This window comes from Psychrobacter sp. JCM 18900, from assembly GCF_904846625.1.
In the GTDB taxonomy this organism is placed as follows: Bacteria; Pseudomonadota; Gammaproteobacteria; order Pseudomonadales; family Moraxellaceae; genus Psychrobacter.
On the sequence record NZ_CAJHBL010000002.1, the window covers coordinates 458,315 to 480,355 of the forward strand.

At 42.7% G+C, this 22,041-nt stretch carries 18 protein-coding genes and 1 tRNA gene; 9 read left to right on the forward strand and 10 right to left on the reverse strand.

Annotated elements, in window-relative coordinates; genetic code table 11:
- Positions 1–11: 11 nt before the first annotated feature.
- Positions 12–848: an alpha/beta fold hydrolase gene (locus tag JMX96_RS04830; protein WP_201567673.1), complete on the reverse strand. Its 837-nt coding sequence runs from the start codon at positions 846–848 to the stop codon at positions 12–14.
- Between the two features lie 13 nt (positions 849–861).
- Positions 862–1,464, reverse strand: coding sequence for an amino acid synthesis family protein (locus JMX96_RS04835; protein ID WP_201567675.1), 603 nt, complete (start codon positions 1,462–1,464; stop codon positions 862–864).
- A gap of 187 nt (positions 1,465–1,651) precedes the next feature.
- Between JMX96_RS04835 and JMX96_RS04840 the strand changes: the two genes are divergently transcribed.
- The 6 genes from JMX96_RS04840 to JMX96_RS04865 all read left to right on the forward strand — a co-directional run bounded on the left by JMX96_RS04840 (position 1,652) and on the right by JMX96_RS04865 (position 6,236).
- Positions 1,652–2,305, forward strand: coding sequence for a GntR family transcriptional regulator (locus JMX96_RS04840; protein ID WP_201551457.1), 654 nt, complete (start codon positions 1,652–1,654; stop codon positions 2,303–2,305).
- A 12-nt stretch (positions 2,306–2,317) separates the two neighbouring features.
- Positions 2,318–2,698 carry a carboxymuconolactone decarboxylase family protein gene (locus JMX96_RS04845; protein WP_102091459.1) on the forward strand — a complete coding sequence of 127 codons (381 nt, stop codon included), beginning with the start codon at positions 2,318–2,320 and terminating at the stop codon, positions 2,696–2,698.
- A 26-nt stretch (positions 2,699–2,724) separates the two neighbouring features.
- Entirely contained in the window at positions 2,725–4,176 is a 1,452-nt protein-coding gene (locus JMX96_RS04850; protein ID WP_201567676.1) for an NAD-dependent succinate-semialdehyde dehydrogenase, read from the forward strand.
- A gap of 646 nt (positions 4,177–4,822) precedes the next feature.
- The gene (locus JMX96_RS04855) at positions 4,823–5,095 is read left to right on the forward strand and encodes a hypothetical protein (protein ID WP_201567677.1); all 273 of its coding nucleotides are present in this window, start codon (positions 4,823–4,825) and stop codon (positions 5,093–5,095) included.
- A gap of 228 nt (positions 5,096–5,323) precedes the next feature.
- Positions 5,324–5,506: a hypothetical protein gene (locus JMX96_RS04860; RefSeq protein WP_201567678.1), complete on the forward strand. Its 183-nt coding sequence runs from the start codon at positions 5,324–5,326 to the stop codon at positions 5,504–5,506.
- A gap of 145 nt (positions 5,507–5,651) precedes the next feature.
- Complete coding sequence (locus JMX96_RS04865; RefSeq protein WP_201567679.1) at positions 5,652–6,236, forward strand: hypothetical protein; 585 nt, start codon at positions 5,652–5,654, stop codon at positions 6,234–6,236.
- Between the two features lie 562 nt (positions 6,237–6,798).
- On the opposite strand, the gene JMX96_RS04870 is transcribed toward JMX96_RS04865, so the two are convergent.
- The 7 genes from JMX96_RS04870 to JMX96_RS04900 all read right to left on the reverse strand — a co-directional run bounded on the left by JMX96_RS04870 (position 6,799) and on the right by JMX96_RS04900 (position 16,145).
- Positions 6,799–6,875 (reverse strand) — tRNA-Ile (locus JMX96_RS04870).
- A gap of 95 nt (positions 6,876–6,970) precedes the next feature.
- The gene (locus JMX96_RS04875; RefSeq protein ID WP_201567680.1) at positions 6,971–7,783 is read right to left on the reverse strand and encodes a pteridine reductase; all 813 of its coding nucleotides are present in this window, start codon (positions 7,781–7,783) and stop codon (positions 6,971–6,973) included.
- Between the two features lie 37 nt (positions 7,784–7,820).
- Entirely contained in the window at positions 7,821–9,002 is a 1,182-nt protein-coding gene (locus tag JMX96_RS04880) for a tRNA nucleotidyltransferase (protein WP_201567682.1), read from the reverse strand.
- 277 nt (positions 9,003–9,279) lie between these two features.
- Complete coding sequence (locus tag JMX96_RS04885) at positions 9,280–11,598, reverse strand: NADP-dependent malic enzyme (protein ID WP_201567684.1); 2,319 nt, start codon at positions 11,596–11,598, stop codon at positions 9,280–9,282.
- Positions 11,599–11,964: 366 nt separating this feature from the next.
- Positions 11,965–13,431, reverse strand: coding sequence for a protein adenylyltransferase SelO (locus tag JMX96_RS04890; RefSeq protein WP_201567686.1), 1,467 nt, complete (start codon positions 13,429–13,431; stop codon positions 11,965–11,967).
- A gap of 335 nt (positions 13,432–13,766) precedes the next feature.
- A complete protein-coding gene (locus JMX96_RS04895; RefSeq protein ID WP_201568041.1) occupies positions 13,767–14,945 on the reverse strand; it encodes an acyl-CoA desaturase in 1,179 nt (392 codons plus the stop codon).
- A 471-nt stretch (positions 14,946–15,416) separates the two neighbouring features.
- Complete coding sequence (locus tag JMX96_RS04900) at positions 15,417–16,145, reverse strand: glycerophosphodiester phosphodiesterase (RefSeq protein ID WP_201567688.1); 729 nt, start codon at positions 16,143–16,145, stop codon at positions 15,417–15,419.
- A 330-nt stretch (positions 16,146–16,475) separates the two neighbouring features.
- On the opposite strand from JMX96_RS04900, the gene JMX96_RS04905 reads away from it, so the two are divergent.
- Complete coding sequence (locus tag JMX96_RS04905; protein WP_201567697.1) at positions 16,476–17,414, forward strand: hypothetical protein; 939 nt, start codon at positions 16,476–16,478, stop codon at positions 17,412–17,414.
- A gap of 139 nt (positions 17,415–17,553) precedes the next feature.
- Here the strand turns inward: JMX96_RS04905 and JMX96_RS04910 are convergent, their stop codons facing one another.
- Positions 17,554–18,150 (reverse strand): cob(I)yrinic acid a,c-diamide adenosyltransferase, encoded by a 597-nt coding sequence (locus JMX96_RS04910; RefSeq protein ID WP_201567705.1) that lies wholly within the window; start codon positions 18,148–18,150, stop codon positions 17,554–17,556.
- A gap of 231 nt (positions 18,151–18,381) precedes the next feature.
- On the opposite strand from JMX96_RS04910, the gene cysS reads away from it, so the two are divergent.
- Both cysS and JMX96_RS04920 read left to right on the forward strand, forming a co-directional pair.
- Entirely contained in the window at positions 18,382–19,842 is a 1,461-nt protein-coding gene (cysS, locus tag JMX96_RS04915) for a cysteine--tRNA ligase (protein ID WP_201567707.1), read from the forward strand.
- A 153-nt stretch (positions 19,843–19,995) separates the two neighbouring features.
- Complete coding sequence (locus JMX96_RS04920) at positions 19,996–21,981, forward strand: mechanosensitive ion channel family protein (protein WP_227676921.1); 1,986 nt, start codon at positions 19,996–19,998, stop codon at positions 21,979–21,981.
- Positions 21,982–22,041 lie beyond the last annotated feature (60 nt).

Genomic DNA, 22,041 nt, shown 5'->3' on the forward strand with positions numbered 1-22,041 from the left:
GTGCTTTTAGATTAAGCAAGCGTCATATTGTGTGAGTCACATTGAGTAAAAAATGTTGCCAATGCAGCGTTAACCGTATTCGAATGTGTCATTTGAGTCATATGACGGGCTTCGGGTACGATAACGGCATCAGCATTGGGTAATATATTTGCCATTGCCAGTGACATTTCGGGCTTAGAGTTAACATCCAGTTCGCCTGTTAGAAATAACGCAGGTACTGTAATGGGTCGCAAGTCCGCTTCTGTAATACCACGTAAATGTGCAAACATCTGATAGGCTCGTGCATATCCTAAGCGACTGCCATTATCTAACCATTTTTGACATAGCTCTGCCTCTGAGCGGTATTTAGGATTGCCATCGAACCATCTGGCTATTGGTTGCTCAGTGACATTTTGATTGAGATCATTGATGAGTGATTCGGCTCTAGCTTGTACATTTTGAGCCGCCTCATCTGGACGATTATAAATCGCATTCAATGCCGCGATACCGAGTACTACTTTGGGAGACGATACGGCAGTCTGTAACGCCATCATCGCGCCTAATGAGTGACCAACAATGATGGCTGGTTGACCCACAACATTATTAATGAATGTTGTTAGCACATCAGAAAAGTCTTCCAACGTCAGGACAGGGTTGGATAATAAATCGCTCTCCCCATGTCCTGGCATATCAATCGCATAACAATGATAGTGTTTAGTAAATACAGACAGCTGTTGGTACCAACTCTCTGCTCGTAAGCCCACACCATGGATAAAAACAATTGGGGTGGATTTTTCATTAACGCTATCACTGGCATTTACACTGTAATGATAAGCGATTCCGTTGGATGTTTTACGTGACCACTTCATTAATATCTACTCCCTATACGGCTGCTGGATTATCTAGATCGCGGCCCAAATCTTCTAAGTCTTGATAACGATCACCAATACGATGATGCGGACGGCCACCAGTAGCACCTCCTAAGACGATGATTACCTCATCATCACGAGGGGCATCTGGAATGGCGAATTGAATGGTCAGATAATGTGAACGTCGACCGACATCATCTTTATCCATCAACGGCACCATAATGGGGGAGTTTGCACCGCCACGCATGTTAGTAAACGATAAATAACTACTGGCAGATAAAGCTTCACGATAAAAATTGCCAAAACGCAGCGTATGAATCAGGCCTGAGGCGTGTTCGATTTCACCATTAAGTCCAACGACAGCCGCTTTGCCATACGCTTGTATTTTGTCTGCACCGCCAGCTAGAGCGATGATCTTATCGGTCATTAGCTTACCTAATACAGGACCGAAGGCTTGAATCTCAGGTTTTAGATCTTCGACATAACGTCCTGCCCACGGGTTAGTAATCACCGCCGCAACAGCAAACATTCTAAGCGGTGTATCAGCGGCCTTGAATCCTTCAATAAACGTTTCTTCCTCAAAAGTTACGATTTTTCTGATTTCTGGTTTTAGCATTATTGGTCCCCTACAGTGATGAATAATCTTTAACAACATTGGTATACCATAATACGGTATTAAATTAATTACTAGCTTTTTTTGAAAAAAAATATTATGGTATGCCGTAATACTATATTAAAGCGTACTGTTTTTTTGCTTCACAGTCGTTATACTCTGCATTTACATCTTACAAAATAGAGGTCGTATGTTAGAGAAAGTGGAAAAACCAAAAACGTTGAAAGAGACAACATTAGAACAGCTACGCTTAGCGATCATGATTGGACAGCTTGAACCAGGTAAGCGTTTGGTTGAGCGCACTATCTGTGAGCAGTTGGGTGTCAGCCGGACTGTTGTACGTGAATGTATAAGACATTTAGAAAGTGAGCACTTAGTGACGTTTTCTGCGGGAGGATCTTCAGTTGCTGTTTTAGAAAGTGATGAGATTCGCCAAATTTACCATTTACGTACGATGCTAGAGAGCGAAGCAGTTCGCTATTGTGCTGAGCAAGTGACACCTGAGCTAGTAGATAAGTTACAAAACCACTTAGTCCAGATTCGAGAAAACTTACATGCAGGAGATGTGGTGGAGGCGCTTGCGCATTCTTATTCATTTTACGAGCATTTATTCGTGACGGCTGGTATGACGGTCGCATGGGAGTTAACGGAGAGATTGAATGGACGTATTGGTCGTTTGCGTTTTATGACTTTATCTACACAAGAGCGTGCTGCTAAAGGTCCCAATAACTTGCAAGATATCGTTAATAGTATTGCCAAAGGTGACAGTAAGTCGGCAATCGAAGCTTGTCGAAAACACATTGATGAAGCCTGCCATATGGGGTTGCATCTTAATAAACAGTAAGAGGGGGTAGTAATGGACAAACAACGATTTGAATTGGGGCTTACTCAACGCAAAGCCACTTTGGGTGCTGAGTACGTCGAGAAAAACCTACAAGCTGCTGACGATTTTAACCGTCCATTTCAAGAAGCCATGACCGAATGGTGCTGGGGATTTGGATGGGGCGATGAGACGATTGATGCCAAAACCCGTTCATTAATGAATTTAACCATGATTGCTGCCTTGGGGAAAATGCATGAATGGGAGTTGCATCTAAATGGAGCAATTAATAACGGTTGTTCTGTTGAAGAGATACGCGCTGCTATACATGCTATTGCGATTTATTGCGGTGTACCACAAGGTGTAGAGTGCTTTCGAATTGCCCGTGAAGTGCTGACCACACGCGGACTGTTGTAGTCCTAAAAAACCAGTTGGAGTGAGAAATGCAATTAAAGAATAATGCGTTGTTTAGACAACAAGCCTTTATCGATGGCGTGTGGTGTGATGCTGATAATCAAGAAACCCATGAAGTACTGAATCCTGCAACGGGAGAGCTGATTGGTACTGTACCAATGATGGGAAGTGACGAGACTCGACGCGCCATTGAAGCTGCAGATATTGCTCAATCAACTTGGTCGAAAAAAACAGGTAAGGAACGTAGTAGTATTTTGCGTCGTTGGCACACGCTGATTGCTGAAAATATGGAAGACTTGGCTGTCTTAATGACCCATGAACAGGGTAAACCCATCGCTGAAGCAAAAGGTGAAATACAAAGCGGGCTGGATTACTTAGAATGGTTTGCTGAAGAAGCGAAACGTATCTACGGTGATTTTATCCCTGGGCACATGCCAGATAAGCGTTTAGTCGTGATTAAACAACCTGTTGGCGTCACTGCAGCTATTACCCCATGGAATTTTCCGCACTCTATGATCAGCCGCAAAGCAGGTCCTGCGCTAGCAGCGGGATGCCCGATGATTGTCAAGCCTGCAATGGAAACGCCTTATTCTGCGTTAGCAATGGCTTATCTTGCTCAGAAAGCTGGTGTTCCTGACGGTATATATAGCGTAGTCACAGGTGATCCGATAGCGATCGGAGAGGAGATGACGACAAACGCTTTAGTTAAGAAAATCAGCTTTACTGGGTCCACGCGGGTGGGGAAAATTCTAATGAAACAGTGTGCTGATACTGTCAAAAAGATGTCATTAGAATTGGGAGGTAATGCACCTTTCATCGTTTTTGATGATGCAGATATAGATGCTGCTGTGATAGGCGCAATGATGAGCAAGTATCGTAATAGCGGTCAAACATGTGTATGTGCCAATCGTCTTTTTGTACAGGCCGGTGTTTATGATGAATTTACCAAAAAACTAGCAGAGCAAGTACGAGATATAAAAATTGGTAACGGTTTAGAAGAAGGAATAACACAAGGACCTTTGATTTCTCAGTCTGCAGCAGATAATGCGGAGGCGCTGGTTGCTGATGCGAAAAGTAAAGGAGCAACTGTATTATGTGGTGGTCAAAGAGTTGAGGCTGGTAGTAATTTTTTTGAGCCAACTATTTTGACCGACGTCAACAACGATATGCGCGTCGCAGATGAAGAAATTTTCGGTCCTATTGCGCCAATTTTTAAATTCGAGACAGATGAAGAGGGTGTTGCTCTCGCAAATCGTACTGAATATGGTTTGGCAGGTTATTTCTATAGCCGAGATATCGGGCGTGTATGGCGTATTGCTGAAGCACTCGAAGTGGGTATGGTCGGAGTCAATACTGGGATGCTGACGACAGAGTTGGCACCGTTTGGGGGTATCAAAGAATCCGGCTTGGGACGTGAGGGCTCAAAGTATGGTATCGAAGAGTATGTTGAGACTAAGTATATTTGTTTAGATATTAATTAAAACTAGATTAAAGTAAAGTACTATTCAAGTCTCGATATTCAGCAGATCATCTAAGTAAAATACTAAATAAAAAAAGGCTGCTAACACTATGCATAACATAGTGCTAGCAGCCTTTTTTACTGTTTCAAACCCCGATATTAATAGCGTCACCTAGGAAAAGTAAGTCTCATACCCCAGCTCTCTATACTATATAACTAATAGCATGTAGAGCTTTTTCGATTTTTCAGAGTAAGATTGATCCATGGCATATGCAGATATTGAGGATATTTTAAAAACCACAATATTGAAGGATTTACTACCTAATAAGTTATAGTTTTAATAAGAACTTGATCTACTTTAGTGTTAACTATTTCTAGTATCAATCTCAATTTTCAGTATAGCTCGACTATAGAACCCACTACATCAATGTATTTATACCGATTCTAATGCTTGCTGGCATGCTTGAGCTAAATAAGGGTCAATATTGTCCTGTTTAAGCAGCCATTTAATATAGTCAACACCTTCAGAGCTCGCAGCTAAATTTTTGCTGCAAATAAAGCAGAGTCCGATAAATGGATGGCAATATTTGGTGCATTATTAAACTAATAATGACTATAATATATTACCAAACTAAAATTGGTAAATAACTAAATTTGGAGAGTATTTGATGAACCGTAAAATTATCGCTTTGAGTACTGCTTTGGGATTAAGTATGAGTATGAGCATGAGCACGACAACTATAGCTGCAGAATATAATCAATTTTTATCGCCAAGCTCTTTAGGTAAAGATGTTAAAGCTTTAAGTAGTCAATATAAGCTCGGTCTTAAAAAGCAGAGCTGGGGTGGCTATAGTAATAGCGAAGCCTATGACTGTATGTTAAACGTTGAAGTCAATAGTCAGGGTAGAATTAATAGTATTAGAGCCGAACCGAACAACTAAAAGTGTAGATTTAAGACCGCGTCAAGCGGCGTAACCTACAACACCGAGTCTACGAAAATTATAGACATACTCAATCAGGCTAATATAGATAGCATTAAATTTCTACCCGGTTGTTTCAACTGTCCTTCCGGTCTTGAGCTTGCAGACAACCTCGTTATCAGTAGATCTCAGGACAATTACTATACTGAGTTTGAGATAGAAGGTTACAACAATGAGTACCTGAAGTTCATGGGTACCAAGCTCATTGGTGGTCTTAATCAAAATAACTACTACTCAATTATGGATAAGCTAGATGCTAAGCTTAATAGTGATTCCCCTGAATATAATCGTAAAGACTTTAAGCTAAAAGCTATAAAAAGTTATGATCTGCAGCAGCAGCCCTGGAGCTATTATAAGATTGGCTTAAAATAAATATTAATCGCCATACTATTTGAGAACTTATAAATAACAGCTAAAAGGATTTCTACTGATGATATTAAAAAAGATATCTAGTATACCCGTCAGGGCTATGACGTTGACACTTATAGTGAGCACGGTGTTAATAGGCTGCAGTGATATGAATACGTTTATGGATGATTTGCAGACGACGACTAGCTCGACAATGCCAAATCTAAATGCATCTAAGGTCAACAAAACATCGCCACCACCTACTGAAAAACTAGATCTAGTCGGATTGCTTAAATGGTTTGAAAATAGTTGCGGATTTAATGAGGTGGCTTATACTCCGGGTACTGAAGAGAGTAAGAGACAGCAAGCTTTCAATGCTTTTGAAGAGAGTTTTATGGGCAAGCGCTATCAGGAGAATGGCGATTATACACCATATGTTAAACCTGATTATCGTCAAAATTTACCTGCTTTACTGACTAATGTTATCAAAGACATATCAGTAGTCCAAGATGATGAGGGCATCCACTACTACGTGAATTTCAACAATGCAACTTATCGTGGGTATGATTTATCACGCTTAGAGCTATTTAATCGGCCAGAGTCTGACTATGTCTACAAATCATTATATTTCAAAAATAGTAACTTTATGGAACTAAAGCCAATTTTTAAAACCACGAGAGATGATCTAGACATCTCTCGAGGGGGTGAGTTTGATAGTAATAGTCGTTCGGTAATGTGTTATTTGGGGTTATAAATTGATCTTATAGTTTTAAAAATAAAAAGGAGTACGAAGAAATTACGTTTTCGTGCTCCTTTTTTAATAGGTACGAAGAAAACAAGGAAGATTTTAGGAGTAAACGTGGCTCAACCTGAGTAAGTAAAATTAATCTAAATATACTCTAACAACTGAAAGCTACAGCTATCAGTTTTAATCGTAATCACTACGATAGACACTAACTGTGCAATATCAAACCCCAATTTTCGCAAAGCCACCTGAGTATTCCGCAAAATATTAAAAATTCAGCTGAGTCATGTCAGAAGGCGTTTAGCAGCACTTTCATGTGTTAGATTGCGTTGAATACACGGTTCTGTGTTTTATTGAAGTTGGTAATAGCATACCCAAGAAAACGCTGATATTGTCATCTGAGCAGTAGAGTTTACTTGATCTATGATTATAGATAAGAGTAAATCATTTCGTTATTTATTATATACCAACTTTCTATATAGTTCGCCACATACCAAGATATTCGTAAATCTCGCAAAACCCCATAAAAAAAGGCTTGCCGCATCGCTGCGAACAAGCCTGATTTAATATATGGTGGGCCCAGTAGGACTTGAACCTACGACCAAAGGATTATGAGTCCTCTGCTCTAACCAACTGAGCTATGGGCCCTAACGTTAGACGCACAATGATACCTGATTTTTTTAATTTTTCAAGTAAAAGATAGGCAGTAATTGAGATATTTTTTATTGAGCCATATTTTTGTATTACAGGTGACCACCAGCTATGGTTAGACTACGACCTCCATCCACGGTGATGATCTCTCCTGTGACATAATTTGCCTGCACAAGATACAGTACGCTATGAGCAATCTCATCAGGTTGGCCTATACGCCGCAGAGGGATAGCATCGATGATACTTTGTTGTTGCTCGTTATCAATAGCTTGGTCGCTAGTAGGGTCAGGTAAAATATTGACCCCAGGTGCCACCCCATTGACCCGCACTTCTGGCGCCATCTCTAACGCTAGCGACTGTACCATCATTCGATGCGCAGCCTTTGCCATGTTGTAGACAGTATAGTTGTTAAACGGTCTATCATGCGCGTGTATATCCAACAAACTGATAATACAGCCTTGTTGTTGCTTTAGATAAGGTAATAGGGCTTGGCTTAGTAATAAAGGGGCCTTGGCATTGGTTAAAAGCAACTCATCCCACTGTGCATGATTGATACTACCGAGTGGGCTAGGATAAAATCGCGAAGCATTATGCACCAATACATCAAGCTGACCAAACGCCTCTACGATATTTTTAACGAAGCTGTCTAAAGCCGCCCCATCGTTGACTATCGTTAAATTAGCAACGATAACTTTTGCACTATTGGCACGGATATCGTTCAGATAGTCAGCTAAGTCATTAGCGTCTTGTTCACTACGGTGACAATGAATGATGACGCGATAACCCTGCCTATGAGCTTTTTTAACAATAGCAGCCCCAATGCGCCTAGCACTACCTGTGACAAGCATCACTGGCGCTTGGCTACTTATATTTTCTGCTTGGTAGGCATTAACTTCTTGGTTCATAGCAATACTACTTTTTTCTATAAGGTGCTTGTCTATATCATTGTTGCGCTTGCAAGCGTTCAATCCTGCTTTGGCGTAAGGCCGCACCAATAGCGGGGCCTTTAAGGTCTGGCGCAATGTCAGTCATACCGATGGCGTGAAAGCTGTTTAGTGCTAACATCATTTGGCGATGCTGTGTTGCTAGCTGTAACACATGACTGCACACTAGCAGTTGAGATAGTTTGTCAGGCTCCTTATGCGCACCGCAGGCTTGGATTAGATCGATTTTTTCAGCAGCACTAAGACTATTTATAGCACTTATTTTCTCTGCTTGTTGCACGAATAAGTTGGCAAATTGGGTATGTGCTTTTGGTACTTTGGCTATATTACCTATGTTATTAATTTCTTTTAGATTAGCTGCTGCGTTAACATTTTCGTCTGTAGGCTCTGAGGTAAATAGAGATGGATTAAGGCTGCTCATTAGCAGTGCCCAACGCTGTGACAAATTAAGCTGCATTTGCCCTGCGAAATACAGCGCCGTCTGCACCGTTTCTCGTATATGAGCATTGTCCCAAGCATGATGCAAAGGCGCGAAATACTCTGTGAGGGCACCAATTTCAAACAGTTTTTGCCAATAGACTTGCGGTGATAGTTGCATAGTCGCACGGCTCGACTCTTGCCAGATACGCTCAGCACTTAAATGAGCAAGCTCTCCTGTATCGACCAATTGACGCATCAGAGTTAAAGTGTCATCCGCGATGGTAAATCCCAAATCGTAGTAACGGCTATAGAAGCGCACTGTTCGAAGTACACGTAATGGGTCTTCATTAAAAGCACTGGACACATGACGTAATGTCTTGTCTTTTAAGTCTTGTAGTCCGCCATAGTAGTCGATGACCTGTCCATTAATCGGGGTATCATCGGTTAAGCTGGTAACTTCGATTGCCATCGCGTTGATGGTTAAGTCACGACGGCGCAAATCATCCTCTAGACTAACATCAGGACTGGCATGTACGCTAAAACCTTTGTAGCCTGAGCCTTGCTTGCGCTCTGTACGTGCCAATGCATACTCTTCATGAGTGGTCGGATGCAAAAACACGGGAAAGTCAGCGCCCACTTGTTGAAACCCTGCATCAATCATTTCTGCAACAGTAGCGCCGACGACGACAAAGTCCTTGTCCTTGATAGGACGCTTGAGCAGTCGATCGCGTACAGCACCGCCTACGAGGTAAATTTGCATAGAAGCCTCTTGTTATTATCGAGCTTTATATCATCAGTTCAATTTTTATAAATCAAAAAAACAGCCAATGCTCTATAAGTTGCATTGACTGGTTTTAGTATAGCAGAAGGGCTCTATCAATGGATGACAGAGCCCTTCTTAATATAGTAAGTCCTCTATAAATTGGGTCCGGTGTCAGCCTCGCTCAGTCTACTATTTGTAGTACTTTCACTCGGCTTCCTGGTATCCAAATTATATTAAACCGATATAGTGCATTCATACTGTGTATGATATATGACTATTTTTCGCTTTCTAAGTCTTGAGCTTCAGTCACTGTCAGTGCAGTCATGTTGACGATACCACGTGCAGTCGCTGATGGTGTCAAAATGTGTACCGGCTTGCTAGTACCTAACAAGATAGGACCAATAGAAGCACTACCAGTTGCTGTTTTAAGCAAGTTGAAGGCAATATTCGACGCATCGAGTGTTGGCAAGATAAGCAGGTTCGCGGCACCTTTCAATGGACTTGATGGCATATCGTTTAGACGAATATTTTCGTTAAGCGCGGCATCACCTTGCATTTCGCCTTCAAATTCGAAGTCGACGTTCATATTGGTTAGTAGCTCATGAACCTTACGCATTTTGACAGCGCTGGCACGATCTGAAGCACCAAAGTTAGAATGAGACACTAGCGCAACGCGTGGCGTGATACCAAAACGACGTAATTGATCCGTTGCCAAGACAGTCATTTCAGCCAATTGTTCAGCCGTTGGGTCTTCATGGACATAGGTGTCAGCAATAAAGATATTACGATCTTGCATGAGTACTGCATTCATCGCATAGAAGTCGTTCATACCTTGTTTTTTGCCAATGACGCTTTCAACGTATTTCAGATGCAATTGGTAATGGCCAAATGTACCACATACCATACCATCTGCCGCACCGTTTTCGACTAGCAAAGAACCAATCAAAGTCGTCTTACGGCGAACATCACGACGAGCAAGCTCAATGCTTACACCGCGGCGTTTGTTCTTCTCGTAGTAGCCCTGCCAGTAGTCTTTGTAGCGAGGATCATCATCAACGTTGACGATGGTAATATTTTCGCCAGCTTTTAGACGTAGGCCCAGTTTTTTAATATTGGCTTCGATAACTGACGGACGACCAACCAAGATAGGTTGCGCTAATTTCTCATCAACGACCACTTGTACAGCAAGCAAGATGTTGTTGTCTTCACCTTCACAGTACACAATGCGCTTTGGATCAGCTTTAGCACGAGCAAAGATTGGCTTCATCACAAACGCTGAGTTATAAACAAACTCAGACAGACGCTGACGATAGGCTTGCATATCATCGATCGGTAGCGTAGCAACGCCTGAATCCATCGCTGCTTTGGCAACAGCAGATGCGATCTCAATGATTAAGTTTGGTTCTAGAGGGCCAGGGATTAAGTAGTCACGACCAAAGCTCTGCATCTTTTCGATGTTTCTAGCGCTGGTAGTTGGAGTAGCTTCGACGTGTGCCATCGCAGCGATTGCTTTTACGCAAGCGACTTTCATCTCTTCGTTAACAGTGGTTGCACCAACATCTAATGCACCGCGGAAGATATACGGGAAGCATAGCGCGTTGTTTACTTGGTTTGGATAGTCTGAACGACCCGTTGCCATGATGACGTCTGGACGTACCGCATGTGCCAACTCTGGCATGATTTCAGGTGTTGGGTTGGCAAGTGCAAAGACGATAGGGTCTTTTGCCATACGGCGAACCATATCTTCTGATAGTGTGCCTGGCATTGATAGGCCTAGGAACATATCGACATCGTCCATGACTTCTTCGATAGAAGTAGCCGTGATATCACGAGCATAACGCTGTTTGGTTTCATCAAGGTTTTCACGGCTAGTACTGATGATACCGCGTGAATCTGAAACAATAATGTTGTTCTTATTAACGCCAAGTGCGCAAATAATATCTAGGCAAGAAATGGCTGCTGCGCCTGCGCCTGAACAGACAATTTTAATCTCTTCGATTTTTTTGCCAGTGATCAACAAAGCATTTAGCATGGCTGCAGCAACAATGATTGACGTCCCATGTTGGTCATCATGGAACACAGGAATGTTCATGCGCTCACGTAGTACGCGCTCAATTTTGAAACATTCTGGTGCTTTGATATCTTCTAAGTTGATACCACCAAAGGTAGGTTCAAGCGAGGCAACCGCTTCGATGAACTTATCTGGATCGTTCTGAGCAATTTCAATATCAAAAACGTCGATACCTGCGAACTTCTTAAATAGAACGCCTTTACCTTCCATAACTGGCTTCGATGCCAATGGACCGATATTACCCAGACCCAATACAGCAGTACCGTTAGTGATAACACCAACTAGGTTGTTACGTGCCGTGTATTTAGACGCAAGTTTTGGATCTCTTTGGATCTCAAGACAAGGTACAGCAACGCCTGGAGAGTAGGCGAGTGCTAAATCACGTTGGTTGGCCAGCTGCTTAGTAGGGGTTACCGAAATTTTACCTGGGCGTGGAAACTCATGGTAATGTAAGGCAGCTTGTTCAAACTGCTCTTTTTCTGTACTGAGGTTATCCGTATTCGAAGTGGTATCGTCATTCATAATAATTGCCATGGTTGGAATAAATTGGAATAAATTAAATGGTGATAAAAAACAACGTCCAACCCTCCAAAAATCATTGAATGATAATAATTGAAAAGTATAAAGACGTTAAACGACTCACGACCATTAGAATCATGGTCGACGATCAAAGATCAGGTCAAAAAAGCAAACTAGCTAAAATATTCATTCTAGCATTATTGCCAATTCACTGCCTAGTCAACAACAATGAATTATGCGAATAATATAATAAAATGATATTCGTTATTTATCTCGTTGATAATGCCAAAAAATGCGTCTAGATATCAACCTTAATTTCATAATGTTTCAAAATATTACAGAATTGAAAGGTGCTAAGACAAGCAACTACTAAGATGAGCAACTAATAGGCATCTGCGGTGTATCAGGCGCGGGCGCACTGCTATCTAAATCATTAGCAATATCTTGCACGCTATAAGGGTTGGCTAGTAAACGGAATACCCGGTCAACTTCTTCAAACTGGCCTTGCTCTGCGGCAGTAATTGCTCGCTGCGCCATGCTATTACGAAGGACGTAGATAGGGTTATTTGTCTGCATGTCGTTAACTACCTGCTCAATTGGCAGCTGCTCAATCTGTGCCAGATAACGTGTTGACCAGTCTTGCCATACTTGCTGCGCATCAGCGCTTAATTCAGTGGTCATAGTAGCCAGCAGCTTTTGCTCATAAGGATGATCTGCTGGTGCGACCAAACCGAGTAGGGCGCGGAAGCTATTGGTATAATCGAGCAAATTGTCTTCTAATAGTGTTAACCATTCAAAGGCCAAACTGAGGCTTTCTCTTTGATGCGGTAGGCCAAGCTTGCGGCACAGACCTTGCTGATAGTGCTGCATAAAGGTTGCTTCATAAGGTGCTAAGCAATCAGCAAGCGTCTCACGAGTGACGCCTTCTAGACGCATAAAGTGTGGCAGCCAAACGTTTAGGTTCCAATGCCCGATAGCAGGCTGATTCTGATAAGCATAGCGACCCGTATGGTCTGAGTGATTATTAATCCATGCAGGATTAAAGCGCTCCATAAAGCCAAACGGCCCGAAGTCTAAAGTACTGCCTGTGATAGATAAGTTATCAGTGTTCATCACACCATGAGCAAAGCCAATCAATTGCCAATCAGCAATCATACGCGCCGTACGCTCGACCACTGCGGTCAAGAAAGCCAAGACAGGCGTTTCGCTATCGCGGCATTCTGGATAATAAGTGTCAATCATATAGTCGGTGAACTCACCCAGTACATCAGGGGCAAAGCTGGCAATCCATTCGACATGACCGAGACGAATATGACTGTCTGCCACACGCATCAACGCTGCACCTGCTTCGATACGCTCACGGCGCACTCTCGTATCAGATACCACAAACCCCAAAGCGTTAGACGAAGGGATGCCAAGCTGGGTCAATGCATGACCGCACAGGTACTCGCGAATAGTACTACGTAATACTGCGCGTCCATCACCCATGCGTGAGTAGGGCGTCAAACCAGCACCTTTAAGATGCAAGTCTTGTGGCTGTCCATCATTATCGAGTACCTGCGCCATTAGCAAGCCGCGTCCGTCGCCCAATTGCCCAGCCCATTGTCCAAATTGGTGACCGGCATAGGCCATCGATAATGGTTTAAAGTCAGCTGGCACGTATTGACCGCCCAATATCTCAACCCAATTGGTCATCAGGTCCTCGTCGTTTGTCCAGCCTAACTGCTGAGCAACTTGAGTGTTGAAGTGACCGACACGAGGATTGTCTAGTGGCGTCGGTGGCTGCTCATGATAAAGGCGCGTGTCTAGGTTGACGTAAGTGTTTTGATAACGCATACAGGCCGTTTCCATTAAAATATAAAAGTGAGAATGTCACTATAGCATAGCTCTCATATGGCATCGTTGCACTCTGTCCGTCTCTTGTAATATCTGACCAAAAAACAAAATTATCGGTCTTTAATTAACTGAATATGATGGATGAGATGGTTATTGTTTTTGGATTAGAGAAAGCAATGGTTCAGCCAAAGTATTTGACCATTTATTATGATAATAAGGTCATTAGAAGTAGCTAAAATGACATAAGCAATAAATTATAAGCAAAAAAATCCCCCTATCTAGGACGGATAGGGGGATGGAGAAGCTTCAAAATTATAAAACAAATCAAAGGTTAATTAAGCCGCTTTTTCATTCGCGCCAATAGAGCGGAAAGCGGTTTTTAGATTGCTGTTATGCTCAAGGATTTTCTGTTCGATTTTGGCATAATCATGCTTTAACTTATCATCAACTTCATGCAAACGATCAGCAAACTCTGTCTTCTTAAGCTCGATAGTTTTTGCTTTTAGTGCTTGCCATTCTTCAACAGTCTGCGTAAAGGCATCATATTCAAACTTAATACGGTCTTGGAAACTCTTCATCGCATGAGGAAGATCAATGCCGCTTACTGCTGCTGTATCGATTTGCTGCTGAGCTTTCTTAAACTGCATTTGTACTTCTGCATGCTTGATAGTCGTATCATCAACGGTACGCAACTCAGAAGTCAAACCAAGTTTTGATAAACCAGCGATTAACCATTTGGTTGGGTCATATTGCCACCATTTCACGCCATTACGATAGTCGTATTGGAAGAAGTGATGATAGTTATGATAACCCTCACCCCACGTAAAGATAGCCAAGAAGAAGTTATCACGAGCACTGTTGGTATCTGTATAAGGACGTGTACCAAACATATGGCAGAACGAGTTGATAAAGAACGTAAAGTGATGCGTCAATACCAAACGTAGTAGGCCTGCGATAACCAACGTACCCCAAACATCACCAAGCAACCAACCGATAGCGGCAACCATACCAACGTTCATGGCAACTACCCATAGACCGTAGTATTTATGCTGAATCTGTAAGACTCTATCTTTAGTCAAATCAGGAATGTTTTTGTAGTCGAACTTGCCGCTAGGGTAGTTACGTAGCATCCAGCCAATATGACTGAACCAAAATCCACGCTGTGCTGAATACGGATCATCCAAACGATCATCTACATGACGATGGTGAGTACGGTGACCAGAAACCCAATCAAACGCAGAACCCTGTACCGCTAGGGTAGAACCAAGCAATAAAAAGTTTCTGACAATTGGATGCGCTTTATAAGCACGATGCGCCATTAGACGATGGTAACCTGCCGTAATACTGATACCAGTCCATACCATAAAGGCACCAAATACACCCCAAACAGGTGCGCTCACTTCATGAGTGAACAAGTACCATGGCGTAATGATAGCAGCAGCAATCGGCGTCGCCACCAAAATAGTTGCCGGAATCCAGTTGATCGGTGCTTTGGTAAATTCAAACTCGCGCATATCAATGCTTTGCTCTTGCGCAGAAAGATCCGCTTGCTCAGAAGCTTTAGCATAATTGCGTTTGGCAACAGGCTGCTCATCAAGCGCCATTTGCGCTTTTTTCTCATCAAAACGAGTTTTAAAACGCGTTACTTGAGTGCTGGCGGTTTTTACAAGCGTGTCACCAGATTTGATAGCGAAACGTAAGCCTTTAAGCGGTAAGCCAAGTGCTTTTTTTGCAATCATATAATATCCCTAACGGTATTAATTTAAGCCACCATAGTACCTTAAAATGCGTGTAAAGTGAACACTTATACACTATAAAAATATTGCTAAATAACAATAACTTGTATGGATTATAGAATGTATTGGTCAAAAATACGAGTGACTTATCAGACATGAAGGAGAAGTGTAACAATGAGGGTAGATATGTAGGAAAGAATGCGTTTATCGAAAAAGTGATTAAATATCAAAAAAGTACAGTTAAGTCAGTTAAGGCAACAGCAAATGACTTGGAAAATCCGTAATGATGACATCGGTTTCCCATTTTATGAGCTGTTCAATGGTGGGAATATCATTAACCGTCCAAGCACTTACTGGCAATCCGTAACGGTGGCTATGCTTGATGACAGCTTGGGTCAAAAGCGGATAATGAATACCCAGTTGAATACAACCGAGTTGCAATGCGGTATTGGTTGCGCTTGCCAACGCTTCTGGCGTACGAATAAGCAAGCCGCGAGGCATATGAGATAATAGTTTGTGACGTTGCAAACGGTTGTGTAGCTCGACATCGAAGCTCGTCAATACAACTGGTAAGCTGGCAAGAGGTGTATCAATAAATGCCTGCCGAAGCGCTGCAATCAATACTGCGTAGTTGGTACGGCTATGCGTCTTAATTTCAAGCTCAATAACGTTAAACCCACTAAGCGCAGGTGCTATGCTTGCCAATGTCATAATAGGTTGACCAAACTGCAACTGGCATTGAATCTCAGTCAGTTTTAACTGGTCAATACGTGATTGCCGACCGCACATACGCTCTAGATCGTCATCGTGGAATACGATTAAGTGACCGTCAGCGTTTAGTTGTATATCAAATTCTACGCCTGCTAAGCCTCTTGACTTGAGGTCTTGAGAGTATTGAAAGCCTGAAAAGGTATTTTCTAACGCCTCACCGCGTGCGCCTCGATGACCTAATAACAACGTATCTCTAAAATTTATCATATGCACCAATTATCGATGATTTTTATGCCCAATCATATAGCGTCATATCCATGACGTCTAACAAAAACTGCGATGCAATCCGTACTTTTTTAAATATGACTTTTTAGAGTCCAAATCTGCGAATGTTTGTTATGTTTTTGCAACCAAACGCAGGTTTTTTCCATAGTGAGGGGCACTATTTGTATATCCATGGGATACACTAATGACCATTTGATTTAAACACCGTATAATGATGTGGTTTTCATATCTGTAGCAGCTAGCGTTGCATTTGAATGTTGAACACTGTCAGTCAGTGGCGGTACGAACCTGTAAATTGGGAGTAGAGTTAGTATGAGCGTAGCAAATATAAGTTTGAGCAAGTGGCATAAAGTTGCTGGGATTGGATTGGTATGTGGTTTGGCGCTTGCAGGCTGTGATCGCTCAGATAAAGAAGACACTACTGAGCAGGCAGAGCTAACAGAACAAGAGACTGTCGACGCTGAAAATAGCGTTGCACCTGCGATCAGCTGTGATGATCCTATGGTGCAAGATCGCCTTAAGTCAGCTCTAAAAAATACGCTCAATCAACAAGCACAGTCATTGGCTGCCAACTATGCAAATGATGCTGAAATCAGTTTAGCCAATGGTGTGGTTAGCGAAAAAACCAATGGCGTTGTCATTGATGTCCAAAACGCTGCCATCTTGCAACAAGCCAATGAGAACGGCATGACCACTTGTCAAGCCAGTGTCAGCATGACGCTACCCAGTGAAGACTTGTATCAAGCCAGTCAGGTACAAGCGGCCAATAATCAGCCAAGTCTACAATCGCGTTTAGCGCAAGACAATATCCGTATCAATAACAATATGCTCGTTGATGACGCGTTTACTTACATCGTCGGGACTCAAGGCGGTCAAGTGCGTACGCGTATTGCGGGTCAGCCTGCTTTGATTACTGTTGTTGCAGATGTAATGGCAGGTTCTGTATTTAAAACTGCAATGGATGAGCAACGTGCCCAACGTGCTGCTGAGCGCCGTGCAACGCAGAACAACGATACGACTCAAACAGCCCCAATCCGTCAGCCACGAACTGTAACGCCAGTTGAGCCAATTCGTCCAACTGAACCTACGCCGCCGCCAACCATCAATAAGCCTGCTGAAAGTCAGAGCAGTTCGACTGCAAACACTCAAGCAGCTGCTGTTGAGCCTAGTAAGCCTGCCACGCCAAAAGCCGTACCTAAAGATGAAACCATCGATATGGTTATCATTGAAGACAACAGCGCGACTTATTAATTTATCATTGTAGTAAGAGATAGCGATTTCTAGTAAGCTGAATTGCTATCGCTCAATAATAAAAACCCCGCAACAATTATGTCGCGGGGTTTTTAGTGTTTAAGTGTTTAAGTATTTATTGCTAAATACTTAGTTTGTATTATTGACTGTCAGTGAACGTTTTCAAGGCTTGACTGTCCCACAACACCTCAGAGATTTTTTCTGGATCTGTACAAAAGCGTGCAGCAACAAACAGCCAATCGGATAAGCGATTGATAAAGCTGACAGCAGTACGACGAATCGCTTGTGGACGCTGCTGTTGCAATATCACAGCTTGACGTTCAGCGCGGCGGCACACACTACGCGCCACGTGTAACTGACTGACCAATATAGAACCTGTCGGCAAAATAAAGTCTTTTAGCGGTAGCAATGTGGCATTCATCATATCTATTTGCTGCTCTAACCATTCAATATGAGTGGCATTAACCCCTTCATACTCTGGCATAGCAAGCTCGCCGCCTATATTGAATAACAAGTGCTGAATGATGACCAAGGCTTCAGAGAACTCTTTCTCTATAGATTGCCCTTTATTGTGCTTTAGTTGCGCACGTACCAAGCCAACATGCGAATTGAGTTCGTCGATGTCACCCATGACGCTAAATAGATCGTCCGCTTTACTAAGGCGGCTGCCATCAGCCATACCAGTGCTGCCGTCATCTCCAGTACGTGTGTATATTTTGCTTAAGCGATTGCCCATCTCTACATCCTTAACGGTTTTTATGATTGAATAGCGTTAGTTGCACGCTCATTGTAGTATTTTACGCCTGTTTTCGCTAAGATAATGGGTTACGTTTTATATCACGACGTTTTTGGTCTGAATTTTTTATTTTCTGGATTTATAGTTACAGTCGTTGGTATGGCTTATTCATACACGGCGGCTGAGATTTCCCATTTCTCTATTTTATTCACGTTACAAGGCTTTTTTACTATGACCACACCACTTGCAGATGCGATGTCCCAACTTGCCATTTACGATTCATTGACTGGCAGAAAACGTCAGTTTGTACCACTTAAATCAGGGCAGGTTGGTATGTATGTATGCGGCATGACCGTTTATGACTATTGTCATATTGGTCATGCGCGAGTGATGGTCGGTTTTGATATGGCCGTTCGTTGGTTGGTACGTTTGGGTTACGACGTGAACTATGTACGTAATATCACTGATATCGATGATAAAATCATTGCCCGTGCCGCTGAAAACGGTGAAGAGATTGGTACATTGACGCAGCGTTTTATTGAAGCGATGCATGAAGACGCAACAGCCCTTGGTTGTGAGATGCCAAATGCTGAGCCACGTGCGACCGATCATATCGATGATATGCAGAATATGATTGAGACGTTAGTCACTGGCAACTATGCGTATGCAGGCGACAACGGTGACGTCTACTATGCTGTTGATAGCTTTGACGGTTATGGTAAATTATCTAAGCGCAATCTGGACGATATGCAGGCAGGTTCGCGAGTCGAAGTTGAGAATGATAAACGCAATCCATTTGACTTTGTACTATGGAAAGCGGCAAAACCTGACGAGCCGCAGTGGGCATCGCCATGGGGTCAAGGGCGTCCAGGCTGGCATATTGAATGTTCAGCGATGTCGACTAAGTGCTTGGGTAGCACCTTTGATATTCATGGCGGTGGTCATGACTTACAGTTCCCGCATCATGAAAACGAAATCGCGCAGTCTGAGGCAGCAACTGGTTGTGAGTATGCACGCAACTGGATGCATGTTGGTTTTATCAATGTCGATGGCGAAAAAATGTCTAAATCATTAGGCAACTTTTTTACCATTCGCGATGTCATGGCGAAGTACTTACCTGAAACGGTGCGTTTTTTCTTATTATCGAGCCATTACCGCAGCCAAGTTAACTTCTCTGATAGCGCATTAGATGAAGCGCATAATAGCCTAAGCAGACTGTATAATGCACTAAAATTGGCTGAGCAGCAAAAAGGACAAACAATCGTAATCAATGAAGACTTAGTGACTGAAGCTTATAATAGCGCGGTTGGTCAAGACTTCATCAAGGCGATGAATGACGATTTTAATAGCTCGACGGCTATCAGCGTCTTATTCGGATTGGCACGTGATATCAATAAAGCAATCAAAGCGGAAGACGTCGATACCGCATGGCAATTAGCCCAGCAACTAAAAGCATTGGCGCAAGTATTAAATATTTTACAGCAGCCAGTGCAGCAGTTTTTGCAAGCAGTGACTGGTGATCAGGCAGAAGATGGTCTAACGGATGCCGTTATTGATAATTTAATCATCGAACGTGCAGAGTCTAAAGCCAACAAAAACTTTGCTCGTGCTGATGAGATACGTGAGCAACTAAAAGAGGCTGGTATTGAGCTCGAAGATAGCCGTGCTGGCACGACATGGCGCCGCGCTTAAAATAATTTTTGCCGTTTATAGGGTAAATAGCTACAAATCTCGTAATAAATTAAGTCAGCTTTAGGCTGGCTTTTTTTTGCTTACTGAATTAGGTTAAAGCAGCACCGATATATTTTTTATACTTTCCTTTTGTAGACTGATGGCTTTGAAAACATGAATACTCTTAAACACAACCCTATGGACAATCATTGTGCCGTTTTGCGCTCAGATGATAATCATCAAGTAGATGTAGAGAAAAGTCGTTTTAAAAGTCATGTGCTGCAAGTATTGTTGGGCTTTTTGATTGTCGCTATAAGTGTCATCTATTCACCTGTTTATGCAGCAAATAGTGAAAATGGACAGAGTACGAGCGAGCCGGAAAAACAAACGCCTAGTAAGCCTGATAGTTTTACTGAATATGCCGCACAGCAAGTCAATGCACTTAAAGATGAAAGTGTCAGTATTTCTGGTATTACTGAAGAGATCTTCGATCCTACTGAGCGTAACGCAGTAGAGCAGGCAGGCAGGCTACAAGGTGATACGGCACTGACCGGAGAATATAGTGAGAGCTACTATATACTCGATAAGCTAAATGCTGGGTTGCCGCCGTTATCTGAGCCACCTAATTTAGAAACGCCGCTTGCAGCCTTAGAGTTTTTTCAATCAGCGTTAATGAAGCAGCAGTATGATTTGGCCGCTTACGCGCTAAACATGAACTTGATTGATGAAAAAAGTCAACGTAGCCGTGCGCTTGATCTCACAAAGCGACTGGATTTCTTATTGTCTGAAAAAGAGCTCTATGTATTCGACGATATGCCAGATCGCCCCGATGGCTTAATTGAACCACCGCTTGGTAATAATAGCAGTGTCATGGGTATTGCTAGACGCTCTATTCAGCTTGGCTATGTTGATTATCGCGAGCGCCGTGTCCCTATCTATTTGCAGCGAGTGCGGGTAGGGGATCAAGCCCCTGTTTGGGTGTTTTCGGCGCAGACAGTAGGCAATATTGATAATCTCTATGAGCAGTATCATCCAGCTGAGTTTGAGCGTTATTTGCCCACTTGGTTAAAGCTAAAGTTTTTTGGGATTGCGCTATGGGAATTCTCAGCGCTGATATTGTTCTTTTTATTAACCATGGGTATGGGTTGGCTACTGAGTAAAGGTACTGCAAAAATCATCAATCATTATATCGATGAAGAAAAATACAGCATGTATGTTGGCAGTACCAACGGCGTCGCAGATTTGGTTAGCAAACTGACAGTACCATTAACCTTCACAATTAGTTTTTCACTCGTTTTTACCTTGGTTTCTGGTGGCTTTCCTTATTTAGATGCAGTCGCCTCATCTACTCGTCCATTGATTTGGATTGGACTGGTATTTAGTACCATGTGGTTAGGCATTCGTATCATTAACTTTTTTGCCAATCGCTATCAAGACATGCAGATTGAGAATCTAGCTGCAGAGCATTTTGATAAAGAACGTCGTCGCCGTACTTATGTATCGATATTCCGTCGTGTGTTTATTTTCGCGATGATTTTGGGAAGTTTCTGGATAGGTCTTAGTGAATTCGCCAATATGGAAGGCCTTGGCAAGACATTACTGACTTCAGCGGGTATTGCAGGTGTGGTTATCGGTATTGCGGCACAGCCAATATTGGGGAATATCATCGCTGGTGTACAGGTAGCAGTGACGCAGCCAGTACGGATTGGTGATAGTGTGATAGTGGATGGTAATTTTAGTACGGTCGAAGACCTGCGTTATACGTATGCCGTGTTAAAAACATGGGATGAGCGTCGTTTGATCGTGCCGATGCGTGAGCTAATCACTGAACGAGTGGAGAACTGGTCGCATACGGAAGTACATCAGACCTGTCCTGTGTTTTTGTATATTGATTATGGCGCAGATATCGACGCTATCCGAGAGGCATTTATATCGATGGTCAAGGACAATAAGCTTTGGGATAATAAAACAGAACCTGAAATGTACGTGGTGGACGTGACTGAGAATACCATTCAACTGCGCGGCGCTGTTTCATCGGTAGGGCCTATAGAGGCATGGACACTGGCCTGTGAGATACGGGAGCAAATGCTTGGTTATTTGCATGCACAGCAAAACAAGTATCTACCTACAGAGCGTTTTACGTTAACAAAAGACGACTAGAAATTGGGAATAGCGATGAGCCTTGCGAGCCGGATTGTTTTCAAAAGGGAGCTATTAATG

Coding starts and splice junctions, on each gene's coding strand:
- JMX96_RS04830 (WP_201567673.1), bottom strand. CDS start 848: ATGAAGTGGTCACGTAAAACATCCAACGGAATCGCTTATCATTACAGT.
- JMX96_RS04885 (WP_201567684.1), bottom strand. CDS start 11,598: ATGAATGACGATACCACTTCGAATACGGATAACCTCAGTACAGAAAAA.
- cysS (WP_201567707.1), top strand. CDS start 18,382: ATGACCACACCACTTGCAGATGCGATGTCCCAACTTGCCATTTACGAT.
- JMX96_RS04905 (WP_201567697.1), top strand. CDS start 16,476: ATGAGCGTAGCAAATATAAGTTTGAGCAAGTGGCATAAAGTTGCTGGG.
- JMX96_RS04920 (WP_227676921.1), top strand. CDS start 19,996: ATGAATACTCTTAAACACAACCCTATGGACAATCATTGTGCCGTTTTG.
- JMX96_RS04895 (WP_201568041.1), bottom strand. CDS start 14,945: ATGCGCGAGTTTGAATTTACCAAAGCACCGATCAACTGGATTCCGGCA.
- JMX96_RS04865 (WP_201567679.1), top strand. CDS start 5,652: ATGAATACGTTTATGGATGATTTGCAGACGACGACTAGCTCGACAATG.
- JMX96_RS04910 (WP_201567705.1), bottom strand. CDS start 18,150: ATGGGCAATCGCTTAAGCAAAATATACACACGTACTGGAGATGACGGC.
- JMX96_RS04855 (WP_201567677.1), top strand. CDS start 4,823: ATGAACCGTAAAATTATCGCTTTGAGTACTGCTTTGGGATTAAGTATG.
- JMX96_RS04860 (WP_201567678.1), top strand. CDS start 5,324: ATGGGTACCAAGCTCATTGGTGGTCTTAATCAAAATAACTACTACTCA.
- JMX96_RS04900 (WP_201567688.1), bottom strand. CDS start 16,145: ATGATAAATTTTAGAGATACGTTGTTATTAGGTCATCGAGGCGCACGC.
- JMX96_RS04845 (WP_102091459.1), top strand. CDS start 2,318: ATGGACAAACAACGATTTGAATTGGGGCTTACTCAACGCAAAGCCACT.
- JMX96_RS04840 (WP_201551457.1), top strand. CDS start 1,652: ATGTTAGAGAAAGTGGAAAAACCAAAAACGTTGAAAGAGACAACATTA.
- JMX96_RS04835 (WP_201567675.1), bottom strand. CDS start 1,464: ATGCTAAAACCAGAAATCAGAAAAATCGTAACTTTTGAGGAAGAAACG.
- JMX96_RS04850 (WP_201567676.1), top strand. CDS start 2,725: ATGCAATTAAAGAATAATGCGTTGTTTAGACAACAAGCCTTTATCGAT.
- JMX96_RS04880 (WP_201567682.1), bottom strand. CDS start 9,002: ATGCAAATTTACCTCGTAGGCGGTGCTGTACGCGATCGACTGCTCAAG.
- JMX96_RS04890 (WP_201567686.1), bottom strand. CDS start 13,431: ATGCGTTATCAAAACACTTACGTCAACCTAGACACGCGCCTTTATCAT.
- JMX96_RS04875 (WP_201567680.1), bottom strand. CDS start 7,783: ATGAACCAAGAAGTTAATGCCTACCAAGCAGAAAATATAAGTAGCCAA.